18 protein-coding genes are annotated in these 23,230 nt (G+C 57.5%); 10 read left to right on the top strand and 8 right to left on the bottom strand.

All coding sequences use genetic code 11. The annotated features are described in order from the left end of the window. The first annotated feature begins 76 nt into the window (after positions 1 to 76). Entirely contained in the window at positions 77 to 622 is a 546-nt protein-coding gene (gene sodC, locus FVV99_RS00090; protein WP_148251974.1) for a superoxide dismutase family protein, read from the top strand. Positions 623 to 692: 70 nt separating this feature from the next. Here sodC and FVV99_RS00085 read toward each other — a convergent pair whose 3' ends face one another. Next, entirely contained in the window at positions 693 to 2,891 is a 2,199-nt protein-coding gene (locus tag FVV99_RS00085) for a TRAP transporter permease (RefSeq protein ID WP_148251973.1), read from the bottom strand. A 90-nt stretch (positions 2,892 to 2,981) separates the two neighbouring features. Further along, complete coding sequence (locus FVV99_RS00080; RefSeq protein ID WP_148251972.1) at positions 2,982 to 3,959, bottom strand: TAXI family TRAP transporter solute-binding subunit; 978 nt, start codon at positions 3,957 to 3,959, stop codon at positions 2,982 to 2,984. A 547-nt stretch (positions 3,960 to 4,506) separates the two neighbouring features. Between FVV99_RS00080 and FVV99_RS00075 the strand changes: the two genes are divergently transcribed. From FVV99_RS00075 to FVV99_RS00055, 5 genes are all read left to right on the top strand, one after another. Beyond that, positions 4,507 to 5,373, top strand: coding sequence for a sugar phosphate isomerase/epimerase family protein (locus FVV99_RS00075; protein ID WP_148251971.1), 867 nt, complete (start codon positions 4,507 to 4,509; stop codon positions 5,371 to 5,373). A gap of 146 nt (positions 5,374 to 5,519) precedes the next feature. Then, the gene (locus FVV99_RS00070) at positions 5,520 to 6,419 is read left to right on the top strand and encodes a hydroxypyruvate isomerase family protein (RefSeq protein WP_148251970.1); all 900 of its coding nucleotides are present in this window, start codon (positions 5,520 to 5,522) and stop codon (positions 6,417 to 6,419) included. 36 nt (positions 6,420 to 6,455) lie between these two features. Next, a complete protein-coding gene (locus FVV99_RS00065) occupies positions 6,456 to 8,141 on the top strand; it encodes a GMC oxidoreductase (RefSeq protein WP_148251969.1) in 1,686 nt (561 codons plus the stop codon). Further along, entirely contained in the window at positions 8,141 to 8,695 is a 555-nt protein-coding gene (locus FVV99_RS00060) for a gluconate 2-dehydrogenase subunit 3 family protein (protein ID WP_148251968.1), read from the top strand. Before FVV99_RS00065 ends, FVV99_RS00060 begins: the two co-directional genes overlap by 1 nt. A 48-nt stretch (positions 8,696 to 8,743) precedes the next feature. After that, positions 8,744 to 9,529, top strand: a complete 786-nt coding sequence (locus FVV99_RS00055) for a 3-keto-disaccharide hydrolase (RefSeq protein WP_148251967.1) — start codon at positions 8,744 to 8,746, stop codon at positions 9,527 to 9,529. Between the two features lie 269 nt (positions 9,530 to 9,798). Here the strand turns inward: FVV99_RS00055 and FVV99_RS00050 are convergent, their stop codons facing one another. After that, a complete protein-coding gene (locus tag FVV99_RS00050; RefSeq protein WP_148251966.1) occupies positions 9,799 to 10,053 on the bottom strand; it encodes a YheV family putative zinc ribbon protein in 255 nt (84 codons plus the stop codon). Positions 10,054 to 10,071: 18 nt separating this feature from the next. Further along, a complete protein-coding gene (gene prlC, locus FVV99_RS00045) occupies positions 10,072 to 12,123 on the bottom strand; it encodes an oligopeptidase A (RefSeq protein WP_148251965.1) in 2,052 nt (683 codons plus the stop codon). 135 nt (positions 12,124 to 12,258) lie between these two features. On the opposite strand from prlC, the gene FVV99_RS00040 reads away from it, so the two are divergent. Both FVV99_RS00040 and FVV99_RS00035 read left to right on the top strand, forming a co-directional pair. Beyond that, positions 12,259 to 13,599: a sodium-dependent transporter gene (locus tag FVV99_RS00040; RefSeq protein WP_148251964.1), complete on the top strand. Its 1,341-nt coding sequence runs from the start codon at positions 12,259 to 12,261 to the stop codon at positions 13,597 to 13,599. 24 nt (positions 13,600 to 13,623) lie between these two features. Beyond that, positions 13,624 to 14,169, top strand: a complete 546-nt coding sequence (locus FVV99_RS00035) for a gamma carbonic anhydrase family protein (protein ID WP_148251963.1) — start codon at positions 13,624 to 13,626, stop codon at positions 14,167 to 14,169. A 36-nt stretch (positions 14,170 to 14,205) separates the two neighbouring features. Here FVV99_RS00035 and FVV99_RS00030 read toward each other — a convergent pair whose 3' ends face one another. The 4 genes from FVV99_RS00030 to FVV99_RS00015 form a co-directional block, all read right to left on the bottom strand. Next, positions 14,206 to 15,588 (bottom strand): sigma-54-dependent transcriptional regulator, encoded by a 1,383-nt coding sequence (locus tag FVV99_RS00030; protein WP_148251962.1) that lies wholly within the window; start codon positions 15,586 to 15,588, stop codon positions 14,206 to 14,208. Continuing rightward, positions 15,581 to 17,374, bottom strand: a complete 1,794-nt coding sequence (locus FVV99_RS00025) for a sensor histidine kinase (protein WP_330859055.1) — start codon at positions 17,372 to 17,374, stop codon at positions 15,581 to 15,583. The genes FVV99_RS00030 and FVV99_RS00025 overlap by 8 nt, the downstream gene beginning before the upstream one ends. A gap of 124 nt (positions 17,375 to 17,498) precedes the next feature. Then, positions 17,499 to 18,272: a GntR family transcriptional regulator gene (locus FVV99_RS00020; RefSeq protein WP_148251960.1), complete on the bottom strand. Its 774-nt coding sequence runs from the start codon at positions 18,270 to 18,272 to the stop codon at positions 17,499 to 17,501. A gap of 256 nt (positions 18,273 to 18,528) precedes the next feature. Then, on the bottom strand, positions 18,529 to 18,813 hold the full coding sequence (locus tag FVV99_RS00015; protein ID WP_148251959.1) for a hypothetical protein: 285 nt from the start codon (positions 18,811 to 18,813) through the stop codon (positions 18,529 to 18,531). Here FVV99_RS00015 and lldD point away from each other — a divergent pair. Both lldD and FVV99_RS00005 read left to right on the top strand, forming a co-directional pair. Then, complete coding sequence (lldD, locus tag FVV99_RS00010) at positions 18,806 to 19,987, top strand: FMN-dependent L-lactate dehydrogenase LldD (RefSeq protein ID WP_148251958.1); 1,182 nt, start codon at positions 18,806 to 18,808, stop codon at positions 19,985 to 19,987. The two genes, FVV99_RS00015 and lldD, sit on opposite strands and share 8 nt — an antisense overlap. Positions 19,988 to 20,087: 100 nt before the next feature. Continuing rightward, positions 20,088 to 22,958 carry an FAD-binding and (Fe-S)-binding domain-containing protein gene (locus FVV99_RS00005; RefSeq protein WP_148251957.1) on the top strand — a complete coding sequence of 957 codons (2,871 nt, stop codon included), beginning with the start codon at positions 20,088 to 20,090 and terminating at the stop codon, positions 22,956 to 22,958. The last annotated feature ends 272 nt before the right edge of the window (positions 22,959 to 23,230 follow it).

Genomic DNA, 23,230 nt, shown 5'->3' with positions numbered 1-23,230 from the left:
TTCCCGTTTGGTTGTCCTGTCGCAAAGCGTCTAACCTGAGGGTGCTCCCACCATGGAACTGGAAAGGAGAAACGCGATGAAAAAGCATGTTATGACACTGGGTGGCGCTGTCGCCTCCATGATGCTGATAGGTTCCCTCCAGGCGGCTCAGAACCCTCAGGTAGAGATGCACGCAGTCAGCGCTGACGGCGTGGGCGAGTCGTTGGGAATGGTTCAGGTCAAAGAGAGCGATCACGGCCTGCTGTTGATTCCTGAGTTGAACAATTTGCCTGCGGGTGGGCATGGATTCCATGTTCATGAGAATGCGAGTTGCGAGCCAGGCGAAAACGACTCTGGGGAAATGACGCCAGCCTTGTCTGCTGGGGGGCATTATGACCCTGATGAGGCAGGCAGCCATGAAGGGCCTTATGGGGAAGGTCATCTCGGTGATTTGCCACTGTTGACGGTCAATGACAATGGCGAGGCTGCTACGCCGGTACTGGCGCCTCGTCTGTCCGTTGACGACCTGGATGGTCGCAGTCTGATGATTCACGAAGGCGGCGACAACTATTCCGATGACCCCGACGCCTTGGGGGGCGGAGGTAGCCGTATTGCCTGTGGCGTCATTGACTTGTCTTCCTGACAGCCGAGCATGCATGAAAAAACCGCCGGCGGAATCTCGCCGGCGGTTTTTTTGATAAAGCAGATAACACTCAGGTTCTTTCTGTCATCTTGCCCATTGGCGCCGACGATCGGCGCTGCAGTACCAACAGTATTGCCCCAATGGCGAGTCCGGCCAGATCCGAGTAAATGCCTCCGTAAATCATGGATACCGCACCTACCAGCATGACCAGGCGCATCCAAGCCTTGACGGGGCCGAAGAACCAGGCCTGCACGGCGGCAGCCAGCAGCACGATGCCGAGTGTCGCGGTACAGGCGACACGCAGGATCTGGAGCCAGGAACCTTCCATCAGCATGGCCGGACTGTAAAAGAACATGAAGGGCACGATAAAGGCAGCCAGGCCGATCTTGAAGGAGGTTACTGAGGTTGCCATGGCATTGGCCCCGGAAATCCCGGATGCGGCATAGGACGCCAGAGCGACAGGCGGGGTAATGGCTGATACAACGGCAAAGTAGAACACGAAAAAGTGGGCCACCAGCGGCTGGATGCCAATGTTGATCAATCCTGGCGCCACGACGGAGGCGGCCACGGCGTAAGCAGCCGTGGTGGGCATTCCCATGCCGAGCAAGATGCTGATACACATGGCAAAGAACAGAGCCAGTAACTGACTGACACCAGCGAGCCCCAGCAACAAGGAGGAAAAGCGCGCTCCGACACCGGTTAGCGAGATCACGCCGACGATAATGCCGGCACAGGCACAAACGGCAATGATCTGGATCGACATGGTGCCGGCCAAGCCTAGGGCGCGTAGGATGGCATGGATCCCCATCTTGTTGGGAGAAATCCAGCTGACGACAGCGGCCGAGATGGTGGCAAGCGTTCCTGCACGAATCACTGAATAGCCCATGAACAGGGCGGTGATCAGAATGATGATAGGAGCGAAGAGATAGACTTGTTTCACCAGGCGGCGGAATTGAGGAATTTCCTCTTTGCGCATTCCTCGCATGCCCTTGTAGGCGGCCTCGAAATCGACCATGAAGTATACCGAGGCAAAATACAGCGCTGCCGGAATCAGTGCTGCCACTGCAATCTCGGTATAAGGGATGCCGGTGATTTCTGCCATGATGAAGGCACCGGCCCCCATGATCGGTGGCATGATTTGACCGCCTGTGGAGGCGGCTGCCTCGATGGCGCCGGCACTCTTGCTGGGATAGCCCACCTTCTTCATCAGAGGGATGGTCAGCGAGCCGGTAGACACCACGTTGCCGGCTGATGTGCCGTTGATCATGCCCATCAGGCCAGAGGCGAATATCGCCACCTTGGCGGGACCTCCACGCGCCCGGCCAGCGGCAGCGAAGGCAAAGTTGACGAAATAGTCACCTACCTTGGAGGCCTGCAGGAAAGCGGCAAAGATGATGAAGAGAATGATATAGGTGGAAGAGACCGCTGTGGTAGGGCCCAGAATGCCGGCATCGGTGTATATCTGACTGAAGAAACGGCCAACGGAAAGGCCGGGATAGCCGAGGAAGCCGGGAAGATAGGGCCCCACGAAGACGTAGGTCAGAAAACACGCGGCAATGACGATGAGGGCAAGGCCTGCGACGCGTCGTGTCAGTTCAAGGATCAGTATCGAGCCGGCGATCGCGGCATAAGAGATGCCCATCGGTGCCATCGACGTGCCAGTCGACATGCGCAGAGGTGTGTTATAGATCACCAATAGATAGCCTGCACACGACAGGGCACACAGCATCAGTACCAGATCCGATGCCGGCAGCGCCTGGCGGTGATGGCGGTGACACCATGACAGCACGGTAGCGGCGAGCGTGGTCAGTATGAGTGGGTACCCGTAGTGCCAGGCCTCGACATGCGGCTCGATTCGCATGGCACCGTCCAGGATGGTCTGCTGCATCAAACCGACCTGTACCAGAGAATAGGCGGCGGGGATCAGCAGTGCATAGCCTAGCCAGTCGAGCCAGCGAGAGGAGACGCGCGTGGTCCTCTCTCCGTCGGTTTGAAAACGCGTCCCAGCATACAAGCCGTAGCCTAGAATCAATGCGCCACATATGTGGATGATGCGAAACGACCAGGTTTCCATCGGCAGCACATTGAGAGAAATCAGGTGAAAAGACGAATAGCCAATCGCCAGAATGCCGAACAGGAACCACAGCCAGCCACTGAAAACACGGCGGTTGGCCTCGACGATTTCGTCGTCGACACTGTCGGCAGCATCATCGGCCCTGTCTTGGATGTCCGTATCGACTGAGGTCCCCTTGTCGGGTGTGTTGCTCATGGGTGCATTACCCCTGGAATGAACTAGCAAAGGGAAAAGGCCATGCCCTCGTGCGGTAGGGCATGGCTCTAACATGTGTAGCGGTACGAATTAACGGATCATGTCATCATCGATGTCATAACCGTTCTCTTCGAACCAGCGAGCTGCACCGGGATGAAAAGGAAGTACGGTGTTGTATTTCATGTTCTCCGGAATGGAGAATTCGGCACTACGGTGGATATCGCGCATCTTGTCATTGTTTTCCATCGTGATACGAGTCACTTCGTAAACAAAATCTTCCGGCAAGTCGCATCCGGCGATGGCGAAGTTCCACATGGCAACGGCGCGGGCATCTTCCTCGAGCGTTTCGTAAGTATCGGCCGGGATCATGAACTCGGACACGGGGAATTCTTCGAGCACTTTCGCCTGTTCTTCTTCGGTGAACTCGATGATGTTGACGTCGGTTTGCACTTCAAGCTGGCTGACTGCCGGGATCGGGATGCCGGCGGCAAAGGCAATGACGTCGATCAAACCATCCTGGAGCTGGCCACCCAAGTCATTCCAACCGCCGTTCTGACGATCGAACTCGACCCCCAATGTTTTGAGAATCTCCGGAAAATAGCTGTCCGAGGTGGAGCCGGCTGGCCCGAACCCGATGCTGGCACCATCGGGGATCTCGCTGATCGAAGTGATGCCTGAGTCACTCAGCGTCGTGATGGAGAACGGGGTCTCATACATCGGGAACATGGCGCAAGCGTTATTGAGCGGGACGCCAGGGGCCAGGGGACTCTCGCCAGCTTCCGCTTGGGCTGCAGGGCCCATTGTCGCCATGCCGAAGGCGACATCCCCTTCATGCACCAAGGCCAGGTTCTGCACCGGGCCGCCGGTGACTTCTCCGCCGCCGGAGATGTCCAGCTCGTCGGCAATCATGTTGGCCCAGCCAGAGCCATATACGTAGTAGGTGCCGCCTTGGCTGGCAGTACCCATCGTGAAACTTTCCGGCCAGTCATCCTGGTCGGCATGGGCAGTGCCGGCGATCAGCATGGCGCCGGTCAGGGTGCCGGTGATCAGGCAAGTCTTGATGGTCATGGCGTGTCTCCCTTGCATTCTGGTTGTGGAGCGTCGATTTGATACCAAACCGACTTGGGTGTACGCCCCTAACATAGGGCAAGGAACGCTCCAGAAGCGGGAAAAGACTTTCTATTCAGTTAGTTATATTTTATAAGCACGACTAAAGTCGAATTTTTCGAGGGGCGGCCGGGCCGGAATTTCACACAGCCCGGGCGCCTGTGTGTGCGGAATTCCGCACACGGGGCTTTGGCGATGCAGGCCAGTGGGCAATGCCTGATAGACGAAGGTTTTGTCGACCAAAGTTTTACTCGGTTTCTTCTTGTCGTGCTGTCGCTTTTAACCGGCATGGTTGAGGGACTTTGGCAGGGTGAAGCTAAACAGCATCATCCATGTCGCCAAGTGAAGTCGATACTCATCTTGCGAATCGCTTGGAAGTTGCCTATAGGTATGTAACCGGTTACATGAGAAATAGCTTCATCCAAGGACAAGGTAAATCATGGTCGGCCTTTGGTCGTCGAGATCAATGACCGCTCATGACAAGAAACAAGAAGGGGAGCTCCAAGACATGGAAAGAGAAAGTCTCAAGACCACATCAGTGGTGAAGCGGATTTTCATCATGGCGTCCATGTTCATGATGGGATCTGTCGTTACCACGCCAGTTATCGCAACGGAAGAGAGCCAGGATCTGCCTATCGCCGTACAGATGTATACGATGAGAGATCATGGTTCCACGGAAGAGCAGTTTGCCGCCGTCAACCGGGCTGGCGTCAAGGCGATAGAAACCGTCGGAGATCATGGTGTATCCGCGGAACGCATGAATGAGCTTCTGGAAGCGTACGATCTCGATATCATCGCCTCACATGTCGGTCTTGATGAAATGCGTAGCGATAGCAGTGAAGTCGTCGATTTCAACAAGTCCGTTGGAAACGACACCATCGTCATTCCCTACCTCGAAGAGGACGCTCGCCCCGATAGCGCCAGCGGCTGGAAAGAGCTGGGGAAAGAACTCGGTAGCATGGCGGAGAAACTCGATAAAGAAGACATGGCGCTTGCCTACCACAATCATGATTTCGAAATGCAGGAGTATGGTGACAAGACAGCGCTGGAGTTGCTCTTCGATGCCGCAGGCCCTGCCCTGAAGAGCGAGATCGATCTTGCCTGGGTCGAGCGGGCTGGTCTTGATCCTGCTGAGTATGTCGCTCGTTTCGATGGCCGCCTGTTCGCTGTGCATGCCAAGGATAATGCGCCTCAGGGCGAGGCAACGGAAGAAGGTGGCTTCACCTCACTGGGTAATGGGGTTCTGGATTGGGAAACGATATTGCCGGCCGTCGAAGAAGCGGGTGCCAAGTGGTACATCATTGAGCACGACCATCCGCTCGATCCTGAAGACGTCATAACGGTAGGAAACCGTTTTCTCAAGAATAACCTTTGAACAGGAATTGATGGTTTCGCTTTACCATGGACCGGTGATGTGACCTGCCTGAAGGCCAAGGAGTACAGGACGGCTCCCTTGGCCTGATCGGCCGATCATCCATATTGCCGGTCATCCATCTTATGATCCAACAATAGAGAACTCACATGGTGAGACATCCTCTCAGCAGGCGTCGCTTCTTGTGCAATACCGCGACCAGCACTCTTGGCGTGTTGGCACTGGGCTCCCTTGGCCCGGGGGCGCTTGCCGACAAGATGCCGAAGAACTCGGCGTTGAAGGGCAACATCCATCACTCCGTAGCGCGTTGGACATTCGATTTTCTCTCTCTGGAGGAGCTTTGCCAGCTTGTTCGGCGGATAGGCTTTTCCGCCATTGATCTGGTGGGCCCGGATCAATGGCACATTCTCAAGCGTCATGGTATCGACTCCTCAATGTGCAATGGGGCGGAGCCCAACCTGGAAGATGGCTGGAGTGACAAGAGTTTTCACTCCGCCCTGGTGGATAGTTACCGCCGGCATATCGACCTGGTAAGTGACGCTGGCTACAAGAATCTTATCTGCTTCAGTGGTAATGCTAGAGGCATGAGTCCGGAGGATGGGCTCGCCAATGCCGAGGAGGGGCTAAAGAAAATACTGGAGCAAGCAGAAAAGCGGGGCGTCACGCTGCATATGGAGCTCTTGAACAGCAAGATCGATCACCCGGATTACCTGTGTGATAACTCAGCCTGGGGAATAGAGTTGTGCAAGCGGCTGAATTCTCCGAATTTCAAGCTCTTGTACGATATTTATCATATGCAGATCAGTGAGGGTGACGTCATTCGCACCATCCGTGAGAATTATCAGTACTTCGGTCACTATCATACTGCCGGTGTTCCGGGACGTCATGAACTCGATGAAAGCCAGGAACTTTACTATCCAGCGATCATGCGTGCCATCAAGGAAACGGGGTTTGAGGGATATGTAGCACAAGAGTTCATGCCAGACAGAGAAAACAATGAAGATAAAAAGCGGTCGCTAGAGTCCGCGATCAAGACATGCGATGTTTGATGCAAGTCTCCAGTTCAAGAATAAAGGAGTATCGCCGTGGCGGAAAGGCATTATGACGCAATCGTGGTGGGTTCGGGCATCAGTGGTGGCTGGGCCGCGAAAGAACTTACCGAGAAAGGATTGAAGGTTCTACTTCTCGAGCGTGGTCGCAACATTGAACATATAAAAGACTACAAGAACGCGGACAAGGAAGTGTGGGATTATCCCCATAGAGATCAGCCGACACAGGAGATGAAAGAAAAATTTCCTGTTCTCAAGCGTGATTACCCATTGAACGAGTCGACCATGGGAATGTGGGCCGATGAGCAGGACAATCCCTATATCGAAGAAAAGCGCTTCGATTGGTTTCGTGGGTATCATGTTGGCGGTCGGTCGTTGTTGTGGGGGCGCCAGAGCTACCGCTGGTCCTCCATGGATTTCGAGGCCAATCTGCGCGAAGGTGTCGCCATTGACTGGCCCATTCGGTACGAGGATATGGCACCCTGGTACGACTATGTCGAGCGCTTTGCCGGCATAGCGGGCAGCCGCCAGGGGCTGGATGTCCTGCCCGATGGACAGTTTCTTCCTCCCATCGAGCTCAATTGCGTCGAAGAAGACGTCGCCAAGCGTATCGAGAAGGCCTTCGACGGCACTCGACACCTCATTCACAGCCGGGTCGCCAATATCACGCAGCCAAAACCCGAACAGAACCGGGTGAATTGCCAATACCGCAACAAGTGCTGGCTGGGGTGCCCCTATGGCGCGTATTTCAGCACGCAGTCATCCACGCTGCCGGTCGCCATGAATACCGGCAATCTGACATTGCGTCCCTTCTCCATCGTTACCCAGGTGCTTTACGACAAGGACAAGAAGCGCGCGCGGGGCGTGGAGGTCATCGATGCTGAGAACAATCAGACCTACGAATACACTGCCGACGTGATCTTCCTCAACGCCTCCACGTTCAATTCCACCTGGATCCTGATGAATTCCGCCACGGATGTCTGGCCAGATGGCCTGGGCAGCAGCAGCGGGGAGCTGGGACACAACGTGATGGATCATCACTTCCGCTGCGGTGCCAGCGGCGATGTGGAAGGTTACGAGGACAAGTACTACTTTGGACGCCGGCCGGCGGGCTTCTATATCCCGCGTTTCCGCAATGTCGGAACGGATAGTCGTCAGTATCTGCGTGGTTTCGGCTACCAGGGCTCGGCCAGTCGGCAGCGCTGGGATCGAGAGATTGCGGAACTCAACATCGGGGCGGACCTGAAGCAGACTCTCAGCCAGCCTGGTGGCTGGACGATCGGCATGACCGGTTTCGGCGAAATGCTGCCCTACCACGAGAACCGCATTTCTCTCGATCGCAGCATTACCGATAAATGGGGGTTGCCGGTCCTCGCCATGAATGTGGAGATCAAGCAGAACGAGCGGGACATGCGCAAGGACATGGTCCAGGACGCGGTTGACCTGCTGGAAGCCGCCGGCGTGAAGAATGTCCAGGGAGAGGAAGACGATTACGCACCGGGCATGGGCATTCATGAGATGGGCACGGCGCGCATGGGGCGCGACCCGGCAACATCGGTCCTCAACCGCCACAACCAGGTATGGGATGCACCGAACGTCTTCGTGACGGACGGCGCCTGCATGACTTCGGCATCCTGCGTCAATCCATCCTTGACCTACATGGCCCTGACCGCCCGTGCGGTCGACCACGCGGTCAGCGAGTTGAAGAAGAGGAACCTGTGATGAACCGCCGTGAACTGCTGAAGATGATCACCGTCGCGACCGGAACGGCCATGATCGGTGGCAATGCCCTGTTCGCCTATAGTGCCGACGCCAAAGGGGAGGGGAGGTTCGAGGCCCGGGATACCCGGCTTCTGGACGAGATCGCGGAAACCATCCTGCCGCGGACCGATACGCCAGGCGCCAAGGACGCCGGGGTCGGCGAATTCATGACCGTTTTCGTCACCGACTGCTATACCCCGCAGGAACAGGAGATCTTCCATGATGGCCTGGCGAAGCTCGATGCCCTCAGCCGTGCGGAGTATGACCGAGATTTTCTGAGCCTGGATGGCAGCCAGCGCAAGACACTGGTCAGCCGGCTCGACGAGGAAGCCAAGGCCCAGGTAGCCGCCGATGACGCTCCTCACTATTTCACCATGATCAAGCAATTGACCCTGTTCGGCTTTTTCACGTCGGAAGTCGGGGCCAAGGAAGTGCTGCGCTTTGTCGCCGTTCCGGGGCGTTATGACGGTTGCGCGCCTTACGAGCCGGGGCAGCCCGCCTGGGCAACGACCTGATCGTCATGCTTCAAGGCAATGGCTTCAACTTTCAGGAGGAACGATAGCATGATGGAATATCTACGCCCCTTTGCGCTGCGCGGCTTGATGCTGATCGCCTGCGGCAGCCTGGTCTCCATGACCTGTGTCGCGGCCGGTGATGTCGACCAGGAACTCGAGCCCTGGCAGCAAGCCGAGAAGACGGAAGTCTGGGAGCCGGTACCCGAACCGGTGCAGGCTCCAGCCAACGGAGTGCCTTCGGATGCGACCGTGCTGTTCGATGGTACGAATCTCGATGCCTGGGAAGCCGAGGATGGCGGGGCGGCGCAGTGGCGGGTCGAGAACCGTGCCATGACAGTGAAGCCGGGAGCAGGGGGAATTCGTACCCGGGAGGACTTCTGCGACGTGCAGTTGCATCTCGAGTGGCGAACTCCCGAGGACATCGCCGGCATGGACGGCCAGGACAGAGGCAATAGCGGCGTCTTCCTGCAGGAACGCTACGAGATACAAGTGCTCGATTCGTACGAGAACGAGACGTACCCGAACGGCCAGGCGGCGTCGATCTACAAGCAGCACATTCCCCTGGTGAATGCCTCGCGCCCTCCCGGTGAATGGCAGAGTTACGACGTCATCTATACTGCGCCACGTTTCGATGACGCGGGAGAGCTCGAGTCCCCCGCCTACGTGACGGTGTTGCACAACGGCGTGCTGGTCCAGAACCACGTGGAAATTCAGGGCACCACCGAGTGGATCGGGGCGCCCTCATACAACGAGGCGCACGGCTGTGCTCCGCTCTATCTGCAGGATCACGACGCCGCCGTCAGCTTTCGCAACATCTGGATCAGGGAACTGTAAACGACGTAGCCGACAGGCTGGAGGGAGAGGCCAGTAAGGGTTCCCTTCAACACCCACTGGGTGGAGGTGGGCTTTTCCGGCGACAAGTCTCTGCGAGGGCGCTGTGATCCCTTCCCTGGGCGCTACATCCGCCATTCATGGCGGATGACCCTCGCTTCGCCTTGTCCCCGACGCCCACTGCCATTGAACGTTTGGAACTGCGCTCTAAGTAGCCTCGCTTTCCAGCGTCTCTTCACCGTGTTGGCCGCTTCATGGAGTGGCTAACACCGCTAGTGCCGTTGACCGGGATCGAGGATTCGCACGGTCTGCAGGTCATCGGACTGCGATGTCTGCTCTTCACGGGACTGGCTGATCCGAGTCTCGAGCTCGGGAGGGGCTTCCTCCTCGATGGGCAGTTGTTCGAAGAAGTCGCAGCTGACGCACTCCCTGTAGCGAATACCATTCTGTTCCCAGGCCTTGATGCGATCCATGGCGGAACATCTGGGGCAGATTGCCCCGGCGATAAACCGTTTTACTCCTGCCATTCGTTTCTCCCCCGTCATTCACGCGGCTTGAATACCGCTATGACGTAGCAATGGTTCGACACTGGGGGGGCGTCCTCGGAAAGCCCGGAACAGGTCAGCGGCATCTCGAGCACCTCCTGGCTCGAGGATCTCGTGGCGGAAGCGCGACCCGGTCTCGGGATCGAAGATGCCTGCTTCTTCGAATGCACTGTAGGCATCCGCCGAGAGGACTTCGGCCCATTTGTAGCTGTAGTAGCCAGCGGCATAACCACCGGCAAAGATATGGCCAAAGCCGTTCTGGAAGCGGTTGAAGTCGACGGCGGGCAGCACTGAAACTTGCGTACGAACCTCGGTGAGCAGGTCCTGCACGTCTGCGGCTGATGGTGCGCTGAGTTCATGGTGAAGGCGAAAGTCAAACAGGGAAAATTCCAGTTGGCGCATCATGCCCATGGCCGACTGGAAGTTCCTGGCTGCCTGAAGACGTTCCAGCAATTCATCCGGTAACTTGGCGCCAGTGTCCACATGCCCGGCAATGAGGTCGAGGCCTTCTCGTTCCCAGCAGAAGTTTTCCATGAACTGGCTGGGCAGTTCGACGGCATCCCAGGCGACACCGTTGATGCCGGACACATCGGCAACTTGTTGGCGAGTCAGCATGTGGTGGAGACCGTGTCCAAACTCATGGAAGAGCGTCGTCACTTCGTCATGCGTGAGAAGTGCTGGCTTGCCTCCGACGGGACGTGTGAAGTTGCAGGTCAAGTAAGCGACCGGTAACTGGATGCGGCCATCCTCGCACGCTCGGCGGACCCGGCATTCGTCCATCCAGGCCCCGCCACGCTTTCCTTCCCGGGCGTACAGGTCCAGGTAGAATCCGGCGATGGGGGCACCTTGCTCCGTGATGCGGAAATATCGCACGTCCGGGTGATAACGGGGAGCATTGTCGTCTTCCTCGAATTGAACGCCATACAGTCGTTCGACGACACGAAACAGGCCATCGATGACGCCGGGGGCCGGAAAGTAGGGGCGCAACTGTTCCTGGGAAATGGCGTAGCGTGCTTCGCGCAGTTTCTCGCTGGCATAACCGACGTCCCAGGGGGCGAGTTCGTCGAGTCCCAGAGAAGCCCGGGCATAGTCCTGGAGCTCGCTGAATTCCTGGTGTGCCTGGGAATAGGCGCGATCGGCTAGATCATTGAGGAAGTCGAGCACCTGTTGTGGGGAGTCCGCCATCTTGGTGGCTAGGGAATAGTCGGCATAAGTGTCGAAATCGAGCAACTCGGCTAGCTCGCGACGTAACGACAGAGTTTCTTCGATCACGCCCGCATTGTCGAATTCACCGGCGTTGGGGCCGACTTCCGAAGCGCGCGTGATGAAAGCGGTATAGACCTCGCGGCGCAGTTCACGGTCATGAGCGAAGCTGATTACCGGCAGGAAACTGGGAAAGTCCAGCGTGATGCGATAGCCATTCACGCCCTTGGCTTCGGCGTTTGCCTTCAAGGTATCCAGTGCACTCTGCGGCAAACCGTCCAGGGCCGTCACATCGTCGATATCCTTGTGCCAGGCTTGCGTTGCATCAAGCACGTGGTTGGAAAACGTGTTGGCAAGCTCGGAAAGGCGGGCCTGAATGTCACCGTATCGTTGTTTCTTGTCAGCCGGCAGGTCGACGCCGGCCAGCCGGAAATCGCGCAGCGTATTGTCGATGCTGCGTTGTTGCGCTTCATCCAGACGGTTATAGGCAGGGGAGTCCTTGAGCGACTGGTAGGCGCGGCACAGACCTTCGTGCTGGCCGAGCCAGGTGCTGTATTCGGACAATTTGCCCAAGCACGCTTGATAGGCATCGCGTAACGGTTCTGAATTCATGGTGGCATTGAGATGAGATATCGGTGACCACGCTTGTGCAAGACGGTCGTTGAGCGACTCCAACGGGGCAGCCAGGGATTCCCAGGTAGGGGTTTCCCGGTCGGCTCGTTCCGTCAGTTTCTCGATGGCCTTGCGGTTGTCGTCCAGCAGCTGATCGATCGCCGGCACCACGTGCTCGGGTTGGATTTCGGAAAAGGGCGGAAGGACGTGGTGCTCGAGGAGCGGGTTGCGGGACATGCTCACCTCAATGAAATGACTTTGCTAGTAAGATGCGGGCGGCGACGGTTCGTTTCAATACATTGGCCCGAAACGATCACCCTGCTAGGCTTGCGTCCCTTGATGCCGGAGGCCGTACACCACAAGGATCGCACCATGAACGAGACATTGGAACGCTGGGGGTCGCAAAGGGCTTTTATCCTTGCCGTTACGGGGGCCGCCGTTGGTTTAGGCAATATCTGGCGGTTTCCCTACGTGGCTGGCGAGAATGGCGGTGCGGCTTTCCTGGCTCTCTACGTTGGGTTCGTGGTGCTATTGGGGCTACCCGTCATGATGGCCGAGATCCTGATCGGCCGAGCCGGCCGCCGCAGCCCGAGTCAGTCGCTTGCCCATCTGGCACGTCAGGCCGGGCAATCGACGCACTGGCGCTGGGTCGGTAGTTTCGGCGGCGTCACGGTATTCTTGATTCTGTCTTTCTATTCCGTCGTGTCCGGTTGGTCCATTGAGTATTTGGTAGCCACCATCAACGGCTCCTTCGTGGACGCGGCCCCGGATCAAGTCGCCGCCGATTTCGAACGCTTTCTCGCCGACCCCTTGCGCATGACGTTCAACCATACGCTGTTCTTGTTGTTGACGATGTCGGTCGTGGCTGCGGGAGTCTCGAACGGGCTGGAAAAGCTCAATAACTTGATGATGCCGCTACTCTACGTGTTACTGGCTGTGCTGGTTTTCCATGCGACGACGACCGTTGGTTTCGCGCAGGCGATGGATTGGTTGTTCACTCCCGAGTTGAGTGCGGTGAATCCCGGTGTCGTTCTCAATGCGATGGGGCATGCATTCTTTACACTCGCGGTTGGCGCTTGTGCCCTGATGGCCTATGGCGCCTACATGCCGGATCATCAAAGTTTGCCCCGTGCCGTTGGCATGGTTGCGATACTGGACATCACGGTCGCGTTGCTATCGGGTATCGCGATCTTCTCGGTCGTTTTTTCCCAGGGTATGGATCCGGCTGCCGGTCCAGGTTTGATGTTCGTCACCCTACCCATCGCGTTTGCCGATATGCCGCTGGGTAGCGTCTGGCTTGGCATGTTCTTCCTGCTGCTCTTGATGGCGACCTGGACCTCGTCGATCAATCTCGCTGAGCCCATGGTCGCCGGTCTACAAGGTCTGGGATGGCGGCGAAGCCGCGCGACCGCGCTGGTGACCGTCTCGGTATGGCTACTTGGGCTGCTTTCCGTACTGTCGTTTTCGACCTTGGCGGATGTGCACTGGCTGGCGGGACGGAATTTCTTCGAACTGGTGAGCACTGTACCGAGTGACGTCTTCCTGCCCTTGGGGGGCCTGCTGATTGCCATATTCGCAGTATGGGTCCTGCCGCGCGACATCGCATTGCGCGCACTGGACGCCGGACCTAATGGCTTCCGGCTCTGGCGAGCGGTGGTACGCTATATTTCCATACCATTGATGTGTCTGGTCCTGATATCCAGTCTGATCTGAAGCCGGGCTTAGGAGGATGTTGTCATGAGTATCCGTACTTACCGAAATATCACCCCCGCTCTGGGCGAGCGTGTCTATGTCGATCCGGATAGCCTCGTTCTGGGGGATGTCGAGTTCGGTGATGACTGTTCCATATGGCCGATGGCCGTTGTACGTGGGGACATGCATCGTATTCGAGTCGGGGCCCGGTCGAGCATACAGGATGGCTGTGTACTGCATATCACGCACAGTAGTGAATACAATCAAGGGGGATTCCCCTTGATCATTGGTGATGACGTTACGGTCGGTCATAAGGCCATTTTGCATGGTTGCACCGTGGGGAATCGTGTCTTGGTCGGGATGGGGGCCATCGTCATGGATGGCGCCGTGGTCGAGGATGAGGTGATCATCGCCGCCGGTACCGTGGTCACGCCGGGCAAACGCTTGGAAAGCGGCTACGTCTATGCCGGGAATCCAGCCAAGGCGATGCGGCCACTCAAGGAGTCGGAGCATGACTTCTTTGCGTACACTGCGGGGAATTACGTCAGGCTCAAGGATCAGTATCTGGCTGACAGCATTGCACAGTCATGAAATAGCCGGGTAGCTCCTACTTCCTTGTCTCGTTGGTCAAGACGGCCTGTCTTGCCGGTAGTCCTCGGCTTTGAGGGCATATTTCTTTAACTTGTCGTACAAGGTTTTACGGGGCAGGCCAAGGTGCTCGCAAATCGCCGGGACATGGCCGCGATGGCTCGCCAACGACTGACTGATCAGGCTCTTTTCGAAGAGTTCGACTTGTTGGGGCAGCGACATCTCTCCGGGACCGGGATCGGCCCCTTCCAACAAGGCATCAAGGCGGTAGTCATGAGCGGCGCCTAATAGCACGTAGCGTTCGGCCAGGTTGCGGAGTTCGCGGACATTACCGGGCCAGTCGTGAGCAAGCAGAACCGAGGCACCCGAGGCATCGACTGGCGGGGCTTCCAGGCCACTTCGGTTGGCCGCGACAACGGCGAAATGCTGGAATAGCAAAGGAATATCCTCGCGCCGCTCACGTAAGGGGGGAATCGGGAGCGTCACGACATTGAGCCGATAATAGAGATCCTCGCGAAAGCGGCCGGCTTCTGCCTCGGTTTTCAGGTCAGCCTTGGTGGCGGCGATGACCCGAATGTCCAAAGTGACGGGGTCGTTCGCACCAAGGCGTTCGATCGATCGCTCCTGGAGCACGCGTAGTAACTTGACTTGCAATGCCAGTGGCATTGATTCGATCTCATCGAGAAAGACGGTACCGCCATTGGCATGCTCGAATTTGCCGATACGCCGTTCCACTGCGCCAGTAAAGGCGCCCTTTTCGTGGCCAAACAGTTCGGACTCGATGATGGCTTCGGGCACAGCGCCGCAATTGATGGCGACGAATGGATTGCCTCCTCGGGCGCTACGTTCATGAATCGAACGTGCGATCAGGTCTTTGCCCACCCCCGTCTCGCCGAACAGCAGGACATCTGCCTCGACCTGGCTGATGCGCTGTATCATGGTGGCCAGTCGATGCATGGCCGGCGTACGTCCGACGAGACGGGGGCCGGGAGCGGCACGTTGAGCATCGAGCTCGGCCTTGAGCTGGCGGTTTTCGAGGCTCAGGCGCCGTTTTTCGACACCGCGACGAACCATATCGATCAGTCGGTCACCGGCGAAAGGCTTCTCCAGGAAATCCCAGGCGCCTTCTCGCATGGCCTCAACGGCTGTGGAAATGTCACCGTGACCGGTAATCAGTATGACTGGCAAGTCAGGATCACGTCGTCTGACTTCCCGTAATAGGCTCATACCATCCATGCCGGGCATGCGTATATCGCTGACGATAACCCCTTGAAAATCGTCCCGTAATGCATCCAGAGCCGTTTCGGCACAAGCATGCGCTTCCGGTGCATAACCGGCCAGCTCCAGCGTCTGGCTGGCAGTGATGCGAAGGTGCTGTTCGTCGTCGATCAGCAGTACCGGTGTGGCGTTCGCATCATCCATGGTAGGTCGTCTCCTCGGTGTCTCTAGCGGTACGGTCGGGCTGCGGTGCTCTGGGTAGCACAATCAAGAAGCGGGCACCACCTGCGGATACATTGTCGGCATCCAGTCGTCCACCGAGATCGTCGATGATCCGGGAGGAGATCGAGAGCCCGAGTCCCAGGCCATTGCCAGGCGACTTCGTGGTGAAAAACGGTTCAAAGATGCGCGCCAGGCTGTCCTCATCGATGCCGGGGCCGTTATCCACGACGCTGATATATACGTCGTCATCGTCGTGGCGAACGCCGAGTTTCAGGCAAGGTGTCTCATTGTCGGCCATTGCCTGAAGGGCGTTGCCGATCAGGTTGACGAAGACTTGCTCCAGCCGTACCGGGTCGGCGCGAACCCACGTGCCTTCAGTCGGCATGTCATGAACGACATCGACACCGGCTTCGCTGATGCGGGCTTGAAACAGGCGCAGCGCATAGTCGAAACAGGCAGGCACCGACACTTCCGTCAACTGCTCGCCACTCTTGCGCGAAAATTGCTTGAGTTGCGTGCTGATTTCGGCCATGCGTGCCGTCAGCTCGATGATCTGATCGAGGTTGGTCGTGGCAGCCTCCGCACGCCCGCGTTCCAGAAAGGCCTGGGCATTCTCGGCATAGGCGCGGATCGCCGCGATCGGCTGGTTGAGTTCATGGTTGATACCGGCGGCCAACTGACCAAGCACTGCCAGCTTGGCGGCTTGGATCAGTTCGTCCTGGGTCTGCCTCAGGTTGGCTTCGGCGCGTCGACGCTCATCGATTTCGTCGGAAAGACGGCGGTTCGACTCGAGCAGGTCGCGCGTACGGTTCTCGACGTGGCGTTCGAGCTCATCACGAGCCTGGGCCAGGGTTTGCCGCTCGCGTTCGGCAAATTGCTCCCGTTCACGACGCAATCGCAGGCGTTGCCAGCCAAAGCCACCACCCAGTATCACCATGCCGTATAGCCCCCCTGCCAGCAGGCCGGATTGCCATTGGGCGTTATGTACAGGCGCCAGAGACTTGAGAATATGCATTTGCCAGTCGAAGTCGGGCAGAGACCGGGACAGTCTGAGAAAATCCTGATCCGAGAGGGAACCTTGAGAGAACCTGACCAACAGACTGTCGGTGTCGTGATTCTCGAGAATTTCCAATCCCGAATGGGGCAGCGGCTCATCCGCGTATCGACGGGTCGCAAGCAGCGTCTCGCGCATCTCATCGGATAAAGGATGGAGAGCGTTCAGGCGTAGTTGCGGCTGGCTGGCCATGAAGATGATGTCATCTTTGTCGGTGACCAGAAGCTCGGCACTCTGCTCGGCCCAACTCGACTCTATCTGGTCGAGCGGAACCTTGACGACCATGACTCCGTCGGGTCGATTGTCGCCATCATCCAGTCTCACCGGTGCCGAGAAATAATAACCACGATCCAGGGAGCGAACACCCAGGCCATAGAAGCGTCCCGGTTGTCCCGCAATGGCATCCTGATAATAAGGACGAAAGGCGTAATTCTGCCCCAGGAAGGTGTCGTCTCGATGCCAGTTGCTGGCGGCAATGGTGATACCTTGACGGTCGAGGAGATAAATATCTGAAACGTCGGTCGTACTGCGGAAGCTGTCCAGTAGCAGGTTGACGGACATCGCATCGCCGATCCTGGGGTTCGCCAGGAAACGCTCGATATCCTCCCGTGAGGCGATCAGTTGTGGCAGATAGTCGTGCCGAGACAAATGGCCCTCGAGCCCGGCAGTCGATAGACGCAGCTCGTTTTCGGCCTCTTCCTTGAGTGAATTCATGGCACGATCACCGGCTAGCTTGGCTGTCTGCCATACGATCAGCACTACCCCCAGGACAACCAGGATAAGCAGTGGGAGGCGCCAGCGATATGGAAGGCCAGAGGATTGCACGATGAAACGACGCTCATTGGTTGTGTTCGGGCATGGTCTGGGCACGGCGTAATGCACGCTGGGCGCGAGTCTCGGCACGCTCCATTTCCAGCAGTTCCTCTTCGACGAAGACCAGATGTTCATGGGCCAGATTGCGAGCATCTTCTGCACGCCCTTCGAGGATAGCGTTCAGCAAGACCCGGTGCTGTTCCATCAAGCGTGGGCGGGCATCCGGCTTTTCGAAGAGATGTGCCAAGTTGTCGATGATGCTTTGTTCCAGAAGATGGAAAATACCGCGTATGGTATGCAGCAACAATACGTTGTGGGCCGACTCGGCAATGGCAAGATGGAAAGCGGCATCTGCCTTGGCTTCTGCCACTGGATCCTGCCCGGCAAAACAGGCGTCCAGAGCATCAAAGCGTTCCTGAAGCTGGGCTTTGTCGGCGGAGGTCGAACGCAGTGCCGCGTAGTAGGCTGAGATACCTTCCATGGCATCACGGAATTCCAACAGGTCCAGGTGGAACTCGTTGTGTCGAGCAAGCATGTCCAGTAGCGGATCGCTGTATCGGTTATTCAACTCTTCGCTGACGAACGTGCCGCCTCCTTGTCGGCTGCTGAGCAAGCCGCGAGCCGCGAGTTTTTGTATGGCTTCGCGCAGCGAGGGACGGGATACGCCGAACCGTTCTGCCAGTTCTCGTTCGGGGGGGAGGCGTTGGCCAGGCTTCAGGCTGCCTTCGAGCAGCATGGCTTCGAGCCGTTCGGTGATGACATCGGCAAGGCGGGGTTGTCTAACGCGTTGATAGGCCATGGGTCAGTGCTCGTTGCTGGACATTGATGAATCGGGACAGTGATCGATCGATAAATGGTTTGACCAATTTTACGCAATTATGCGTTGCGACCCAAGCGCCGCGCGTTCGGTCAGGACCTGCCCGGTATCGAGGGCGACCTCGTTTTCTTGAATGATAAAAGAGTTGACTAAAGTATGAGTGGGTTGGGGGGCGTGGCGGCGTTTGTGTGTTGACCTCTTCAATGCACGCCCATAGAGTTTGAATTAACTCGTTTTGTCAATTGGTAAAACCAATAATGTGTGCATGGCGACATGCCGTGAGACCCTCGGTATCAATGCTGTGCGTGCCGTTGGTCGCCGGAGGGTCCATGCCCATCGTTACGTCATGCTCGCGCGATGTCAGTGAAGGACTGTCTGTTCGGCATCCGGCGGACACTGATGTCAGGCCTTTTCCGCCCATGTTGTCACCACTTCTTGCCGCCGGCTGCCGAGCGTTCAGTACAACGCGCCGATGACCATTCAACGATAACGCATTCACATGCACAGGGTTCGTCATGATCATTTCTGCCTCCACGGATTACCGCCAAGCTGCCAAGCGACGCCTTCCACCCTTTCTATTTCACTACGCGGACGGAGGCGCTTACACCGAGCATACGCTGCGGCGTAATGTCGAGGATCTTGCCGGTATCGCGTTGCGCCAGCGCGTGCTGAAGGACATGTCCAGCTTGTCCTTGGAGACCGAACTGTTCGGCGACCCCCTTGCCATGCCGGTCGCCTTGGCCCCCGTGGGGTTGGCGGGCATGTATGCCCGGCGCGGCGAGGTGCAGGCGGCGCGCGCGGCCGCCGGGAAGGGCATACCGTTCACGTTGTCGACGGTCTCGGTGTGTCCCATCAATGAAGTGGCCTCGGCGATCGATCGTCCCATCTGGTTTCAACTCTATGTGCTGAAGGACCGGGGCTTCATGCAGCACGTCCTGGAGCGCGCCAAGGCCGCCGGCGTCAAGACGCTCGTCTTCACGGTCGACATGCCCGTGCCCGGGGCGCGTTATCGCGACGCCCATTCCGGCATGAGCGGTAAGCATGGCGGGATTCGGCGGATGGCCCAGGCCATGACGCACCCTTCCTGGGCCTGGGATGTCGGCCTCCATGGTCGCCCGCATGACCTGGGCAACGTCTCGGAATATCGCGGTCACCCGACGGGGCTCGAGGATTACATCGCGTGGCTGGGGCAGAATTTCGATCCCGCCATCTCCTGGAAAGACCTGGAGTGGATTCGCGAGTTCTGGGACGGGCCGATGATCATCAAGGGCATACTCGACCCCGAGGACGCCCGTGAGGCGGTGCGCTTCGGCGCGGATGGCATCGTCGTTTCCAATCATGGCGGTCGTCAGCTCGACGGCGTTCCGTCCACTGCGCGTGCCTTGCCGGCCATCGCCGACGCGGTCAAGGGCGAGTTGGCCATCCTGGCCGATTCCGGCGTGCGCAATGGACTCGACGTCGTGCGCATGATCTCCTTGGGAGCCGATACTATATTGTTGGGGCGCGCTTTCATCTACGCACTCGCCACTGCCGGAGAGGCGGGCGTGTCTCATCTGCTCGAGTTGTTCGAAAAGGAGATGCGGGTCGCGATGACGCTCACCGGGGCGCGTTCCATCGCCGATCTCGGGTCGGACTCTCTGGTGTCGGGACAAACAACGGCGTCGACTGGACGGACGCTTGCGCAGCTATCGGAATGAGCGCGGCTCGATACGCCGTCACAGGGTATGAATGGGGCTTGATCCAAGTAGATAGCGCAATATGAGCGAGGGGGAGAGCCGCTGACCGATGGAATTCACGATGAACACGCCCTATAAAGAGCTGCTCGAAGCGCTACGGGAGATTCTGCCCGCCGAACGTCTGATCCATGACCCGCTCCGGACACTGGCTTATGGTTCGGATGCCAGCTTCTACCGATTGATTCCACAACTGGTCGTGTATATAGACAGCGAAACCGAGTTAGCCATCGTCCTGACCGAGACCCATGCTCGTGCGTTGCCGGTAACGTTTCGCGCTGCTGGCACATCGTTGTCGGGGCAGGCGGTCACCGATTCGGTGTTGATCCTGTTAAGTCGAGCATGGCGTGGTCATGAGGTTCTCGATAATGGTGAGGCGATTCGGTTGCAACCAGGAGTTATCGGTGCCCGGGCCAATCAATTGCTGGCTCCCTTCAAGCGCAAGATCGGTCCGGATCCGGCTTCGCTCAACAGTTGCATGGTGGGCGGGATTGCGGCGAACAACGCCTCAGGGATGTGTTGTGGCACTGCTCAGAATAGCTACTACACGATGCGCGATATCCGTGTCGTGCTGGCAGATGGCAGTGTGCTGGATACGGCAGATGCGGCCAGTGTCAACGCCTTCCGTGACAGTCATGCCGAGTTGCTTGCCGAATTGGAGAACCTTGCCGCTGACACTCAAGCCGATAAAGCATTATCCAGCAGGATTCGACACAAATATCGGCTCAAGAACACGACAGGTTATGCGCTGAACAGTCTGGTGGATTTCAGCGATGGCATCGAGATACTCAAGCATCTCATGATCGGTTCCGAAGGCACGCTCGGGTTCATCAGCTCAATCACCTACGACACCGTTCCTGATGAGCCGCTCAAGGTCGCGGCATTGGCATTATTCCCGGACATGGAGACTACCTGTCGGGCCACCATTGCGCTGAAGCGGACGCCGGTGTCGGCGGTGGAGTTGATGGACCGTGCCGCTCTGCGTTCTGTCCAGGACCAGTCAGGTATGCCCGAAGTGCTCAAGACGTTACCTGAGCAAGCAGCCGCACTGCTGATTGATGTGCGGGGAGATACCGAGGCTACACTGGCAGCGCGTGAGGCGCAGGTTCATGCCGCGTTGGAGGGGACTCAGACCCTGGAGCCTCTGACGTTTACGCGAGACCGCCAGAGCTACGAGTTGTTCTGGCGGATCCGCAAAGGTCTTTTCCCCGCCGTGGGAGCGGTACGCGAAACCGGAACGACCGTCGTGATCGAGGACGTCGTTTTCCCTGTCGAGCGCCTGGATGAGGGTGTCTTGGCATTGACCGACATTTTCCATGAACATGGCTATCAGAATGCCATCCTGTTCGGCCACGCACTGGAAGGGAACCTTCACTTCGTATTTCCTCAAGGCTTTGAAAAGCCCGGCGAAGTCGAGCGATACCAGTCCTTGATGGATGAAGTGGCAAACTTGGTTGGCGTCGAATACGGCGGTTCACTCAAGGGCGAGCATGGTACAGGTAGGAACATGGCGCCCTACGTGGAACTGGAATGGGGGGCCGATGCGTATGCCTTGATGTGGAGAATCAAGGCATTGTTCGATCCTGAGAATCTACTGAATCCCGGCGTGATTCTTAGCCGCAATCCGACACTGCACATCGAGGATCTCAAGCCACTCCCTGCAGCCGACCCATTGGTGGACAAATGTATTGAGTGCGGTTTCTGTGAGTCCATTTGCCCGTCGAAGGATCTGACGCTGACACCGCGACAACGTATTGTCGTTCGTCGTGAGCTGGCAAGGTTAGAGGCGTTAGGGGATCGAGCCGAGGATGATGACAAGGAACGTCTTGCGCGGCTGTGGCGGGATTATGCCTACCAGGGTGACGAAACCTGTGCGGCGGATGGGCTTTGTGCCACCCAATGCCCTGTGGATATCAATACCGGTGACCTCATGCGTAACCTACGGTGGGAACGTAACGTTGGTAAGGCAGGGATGGCTCGAATCCTCGGACGTCATTTTTCCGGAACCACTCGGTTTGCCCGGGGAGCCCTCAACGGTGCGGCCGTGGGGCAGGCCATATTGGGTGACCGACTGATGTTCAAGACCAGCGGTGCGCTGCATAGACTGAGTGGTGGGCATGTGCCTCAATGGTTGCCGAGCATGCCGGGAGCTGCCTCGATCAAGGTATTGAACCGGCCCACGGGGGATGATCCGTCTCGTGACAAAGTCGTTTACTTGCCTTCCTGCGCTACGCGAGTTTTCGGTGCCGACCGTCACGATCAGGAGTCGCGGTCAGTGATGGAGATAACGCTGACGTTACTCGACAAGGCTGGCTATGAGGTCATTATCCCAGCCATGCCTGGCCACCTGTGTTGCGGTATGGCGTTTCAATCCAAAGGACAGTTTCACGAGGCCGACCACAAGGCACGCGAACTCAACCGCGAATTGCTGGCCGCGAGTCAGAATGGACGTTACCCCGTACTCTGCGATACGAGCCCTTGCCTACTGCGTATGCAGGAAGCGTTCGACGACCGACTGACCTTGCTGGAACCGGTAAGTTTTGCTAACGATTACTTGTTATCGCGGCTTGAGATCACTCCCGTGTCATCTCCTGTGGCCATTCATGTCACCTGTTCGAGCAAACGCATGGGGTTGGCGGATAAATTCGTCGCCCTGGCGCATGCCTGTGCCATGGAAGTCGTTGTGCCCGCAGAGATCGATTGTTGTGGCTTCGCAGGTGACAAAGGATTCACGACTCCCGAGCTCAACGCATCGGCACTCCATGGCCTTGCCAAGGAGGTGCAGGGATGTGTGGCAGGGTATTCCAATTCCCGGACCTGCGAGGTTGGTCTGGCTTATCATGGAGGTATACCCTATCGACCGATCTTTTCGTTGATCGACCAAGTCAGTCATGGCAAGAACGGCTCTCGTCGCAAGGGGGTCTTGGATTCATGATATGAATCAAGCGATTATGATCGGGTCGTGAGGCAAGTTATCGTTTTTTAAAATTTTCTTGCAACAGCCAAGCGTACCCCTTATAGTACGCATCCGCTGCCGACGAGGGGCCATCCCTTGGGTAGTGGACCGATACCGAACTTGTTGTTTTATGGGTTATTTTGGGTATTGGCGGCGTTACCGGGATTGACAGGTAGTGAGTTTCCGGTAGAATACGCCTTCCTCGCTGAGGCCCGGCCCGGCGAGACGCTCTTTAACAATCGATCAGGTAA

The sequence above is a fragment of the Aidingimonas lacisalsi genome (assembly GCF_008079445.1).
Classification (GTDB): Bacteria; Pseudomonadota; Gammaproteobacteria; order Pseudomonadales; family Halomonadaceae; genus Aidingimonas; species Aidingimonas lacisalsi.
Note: the sequence above shows the minus strand (reverse complement) of the source record. Positions and strands in the feature narration are given on the sequence as shown.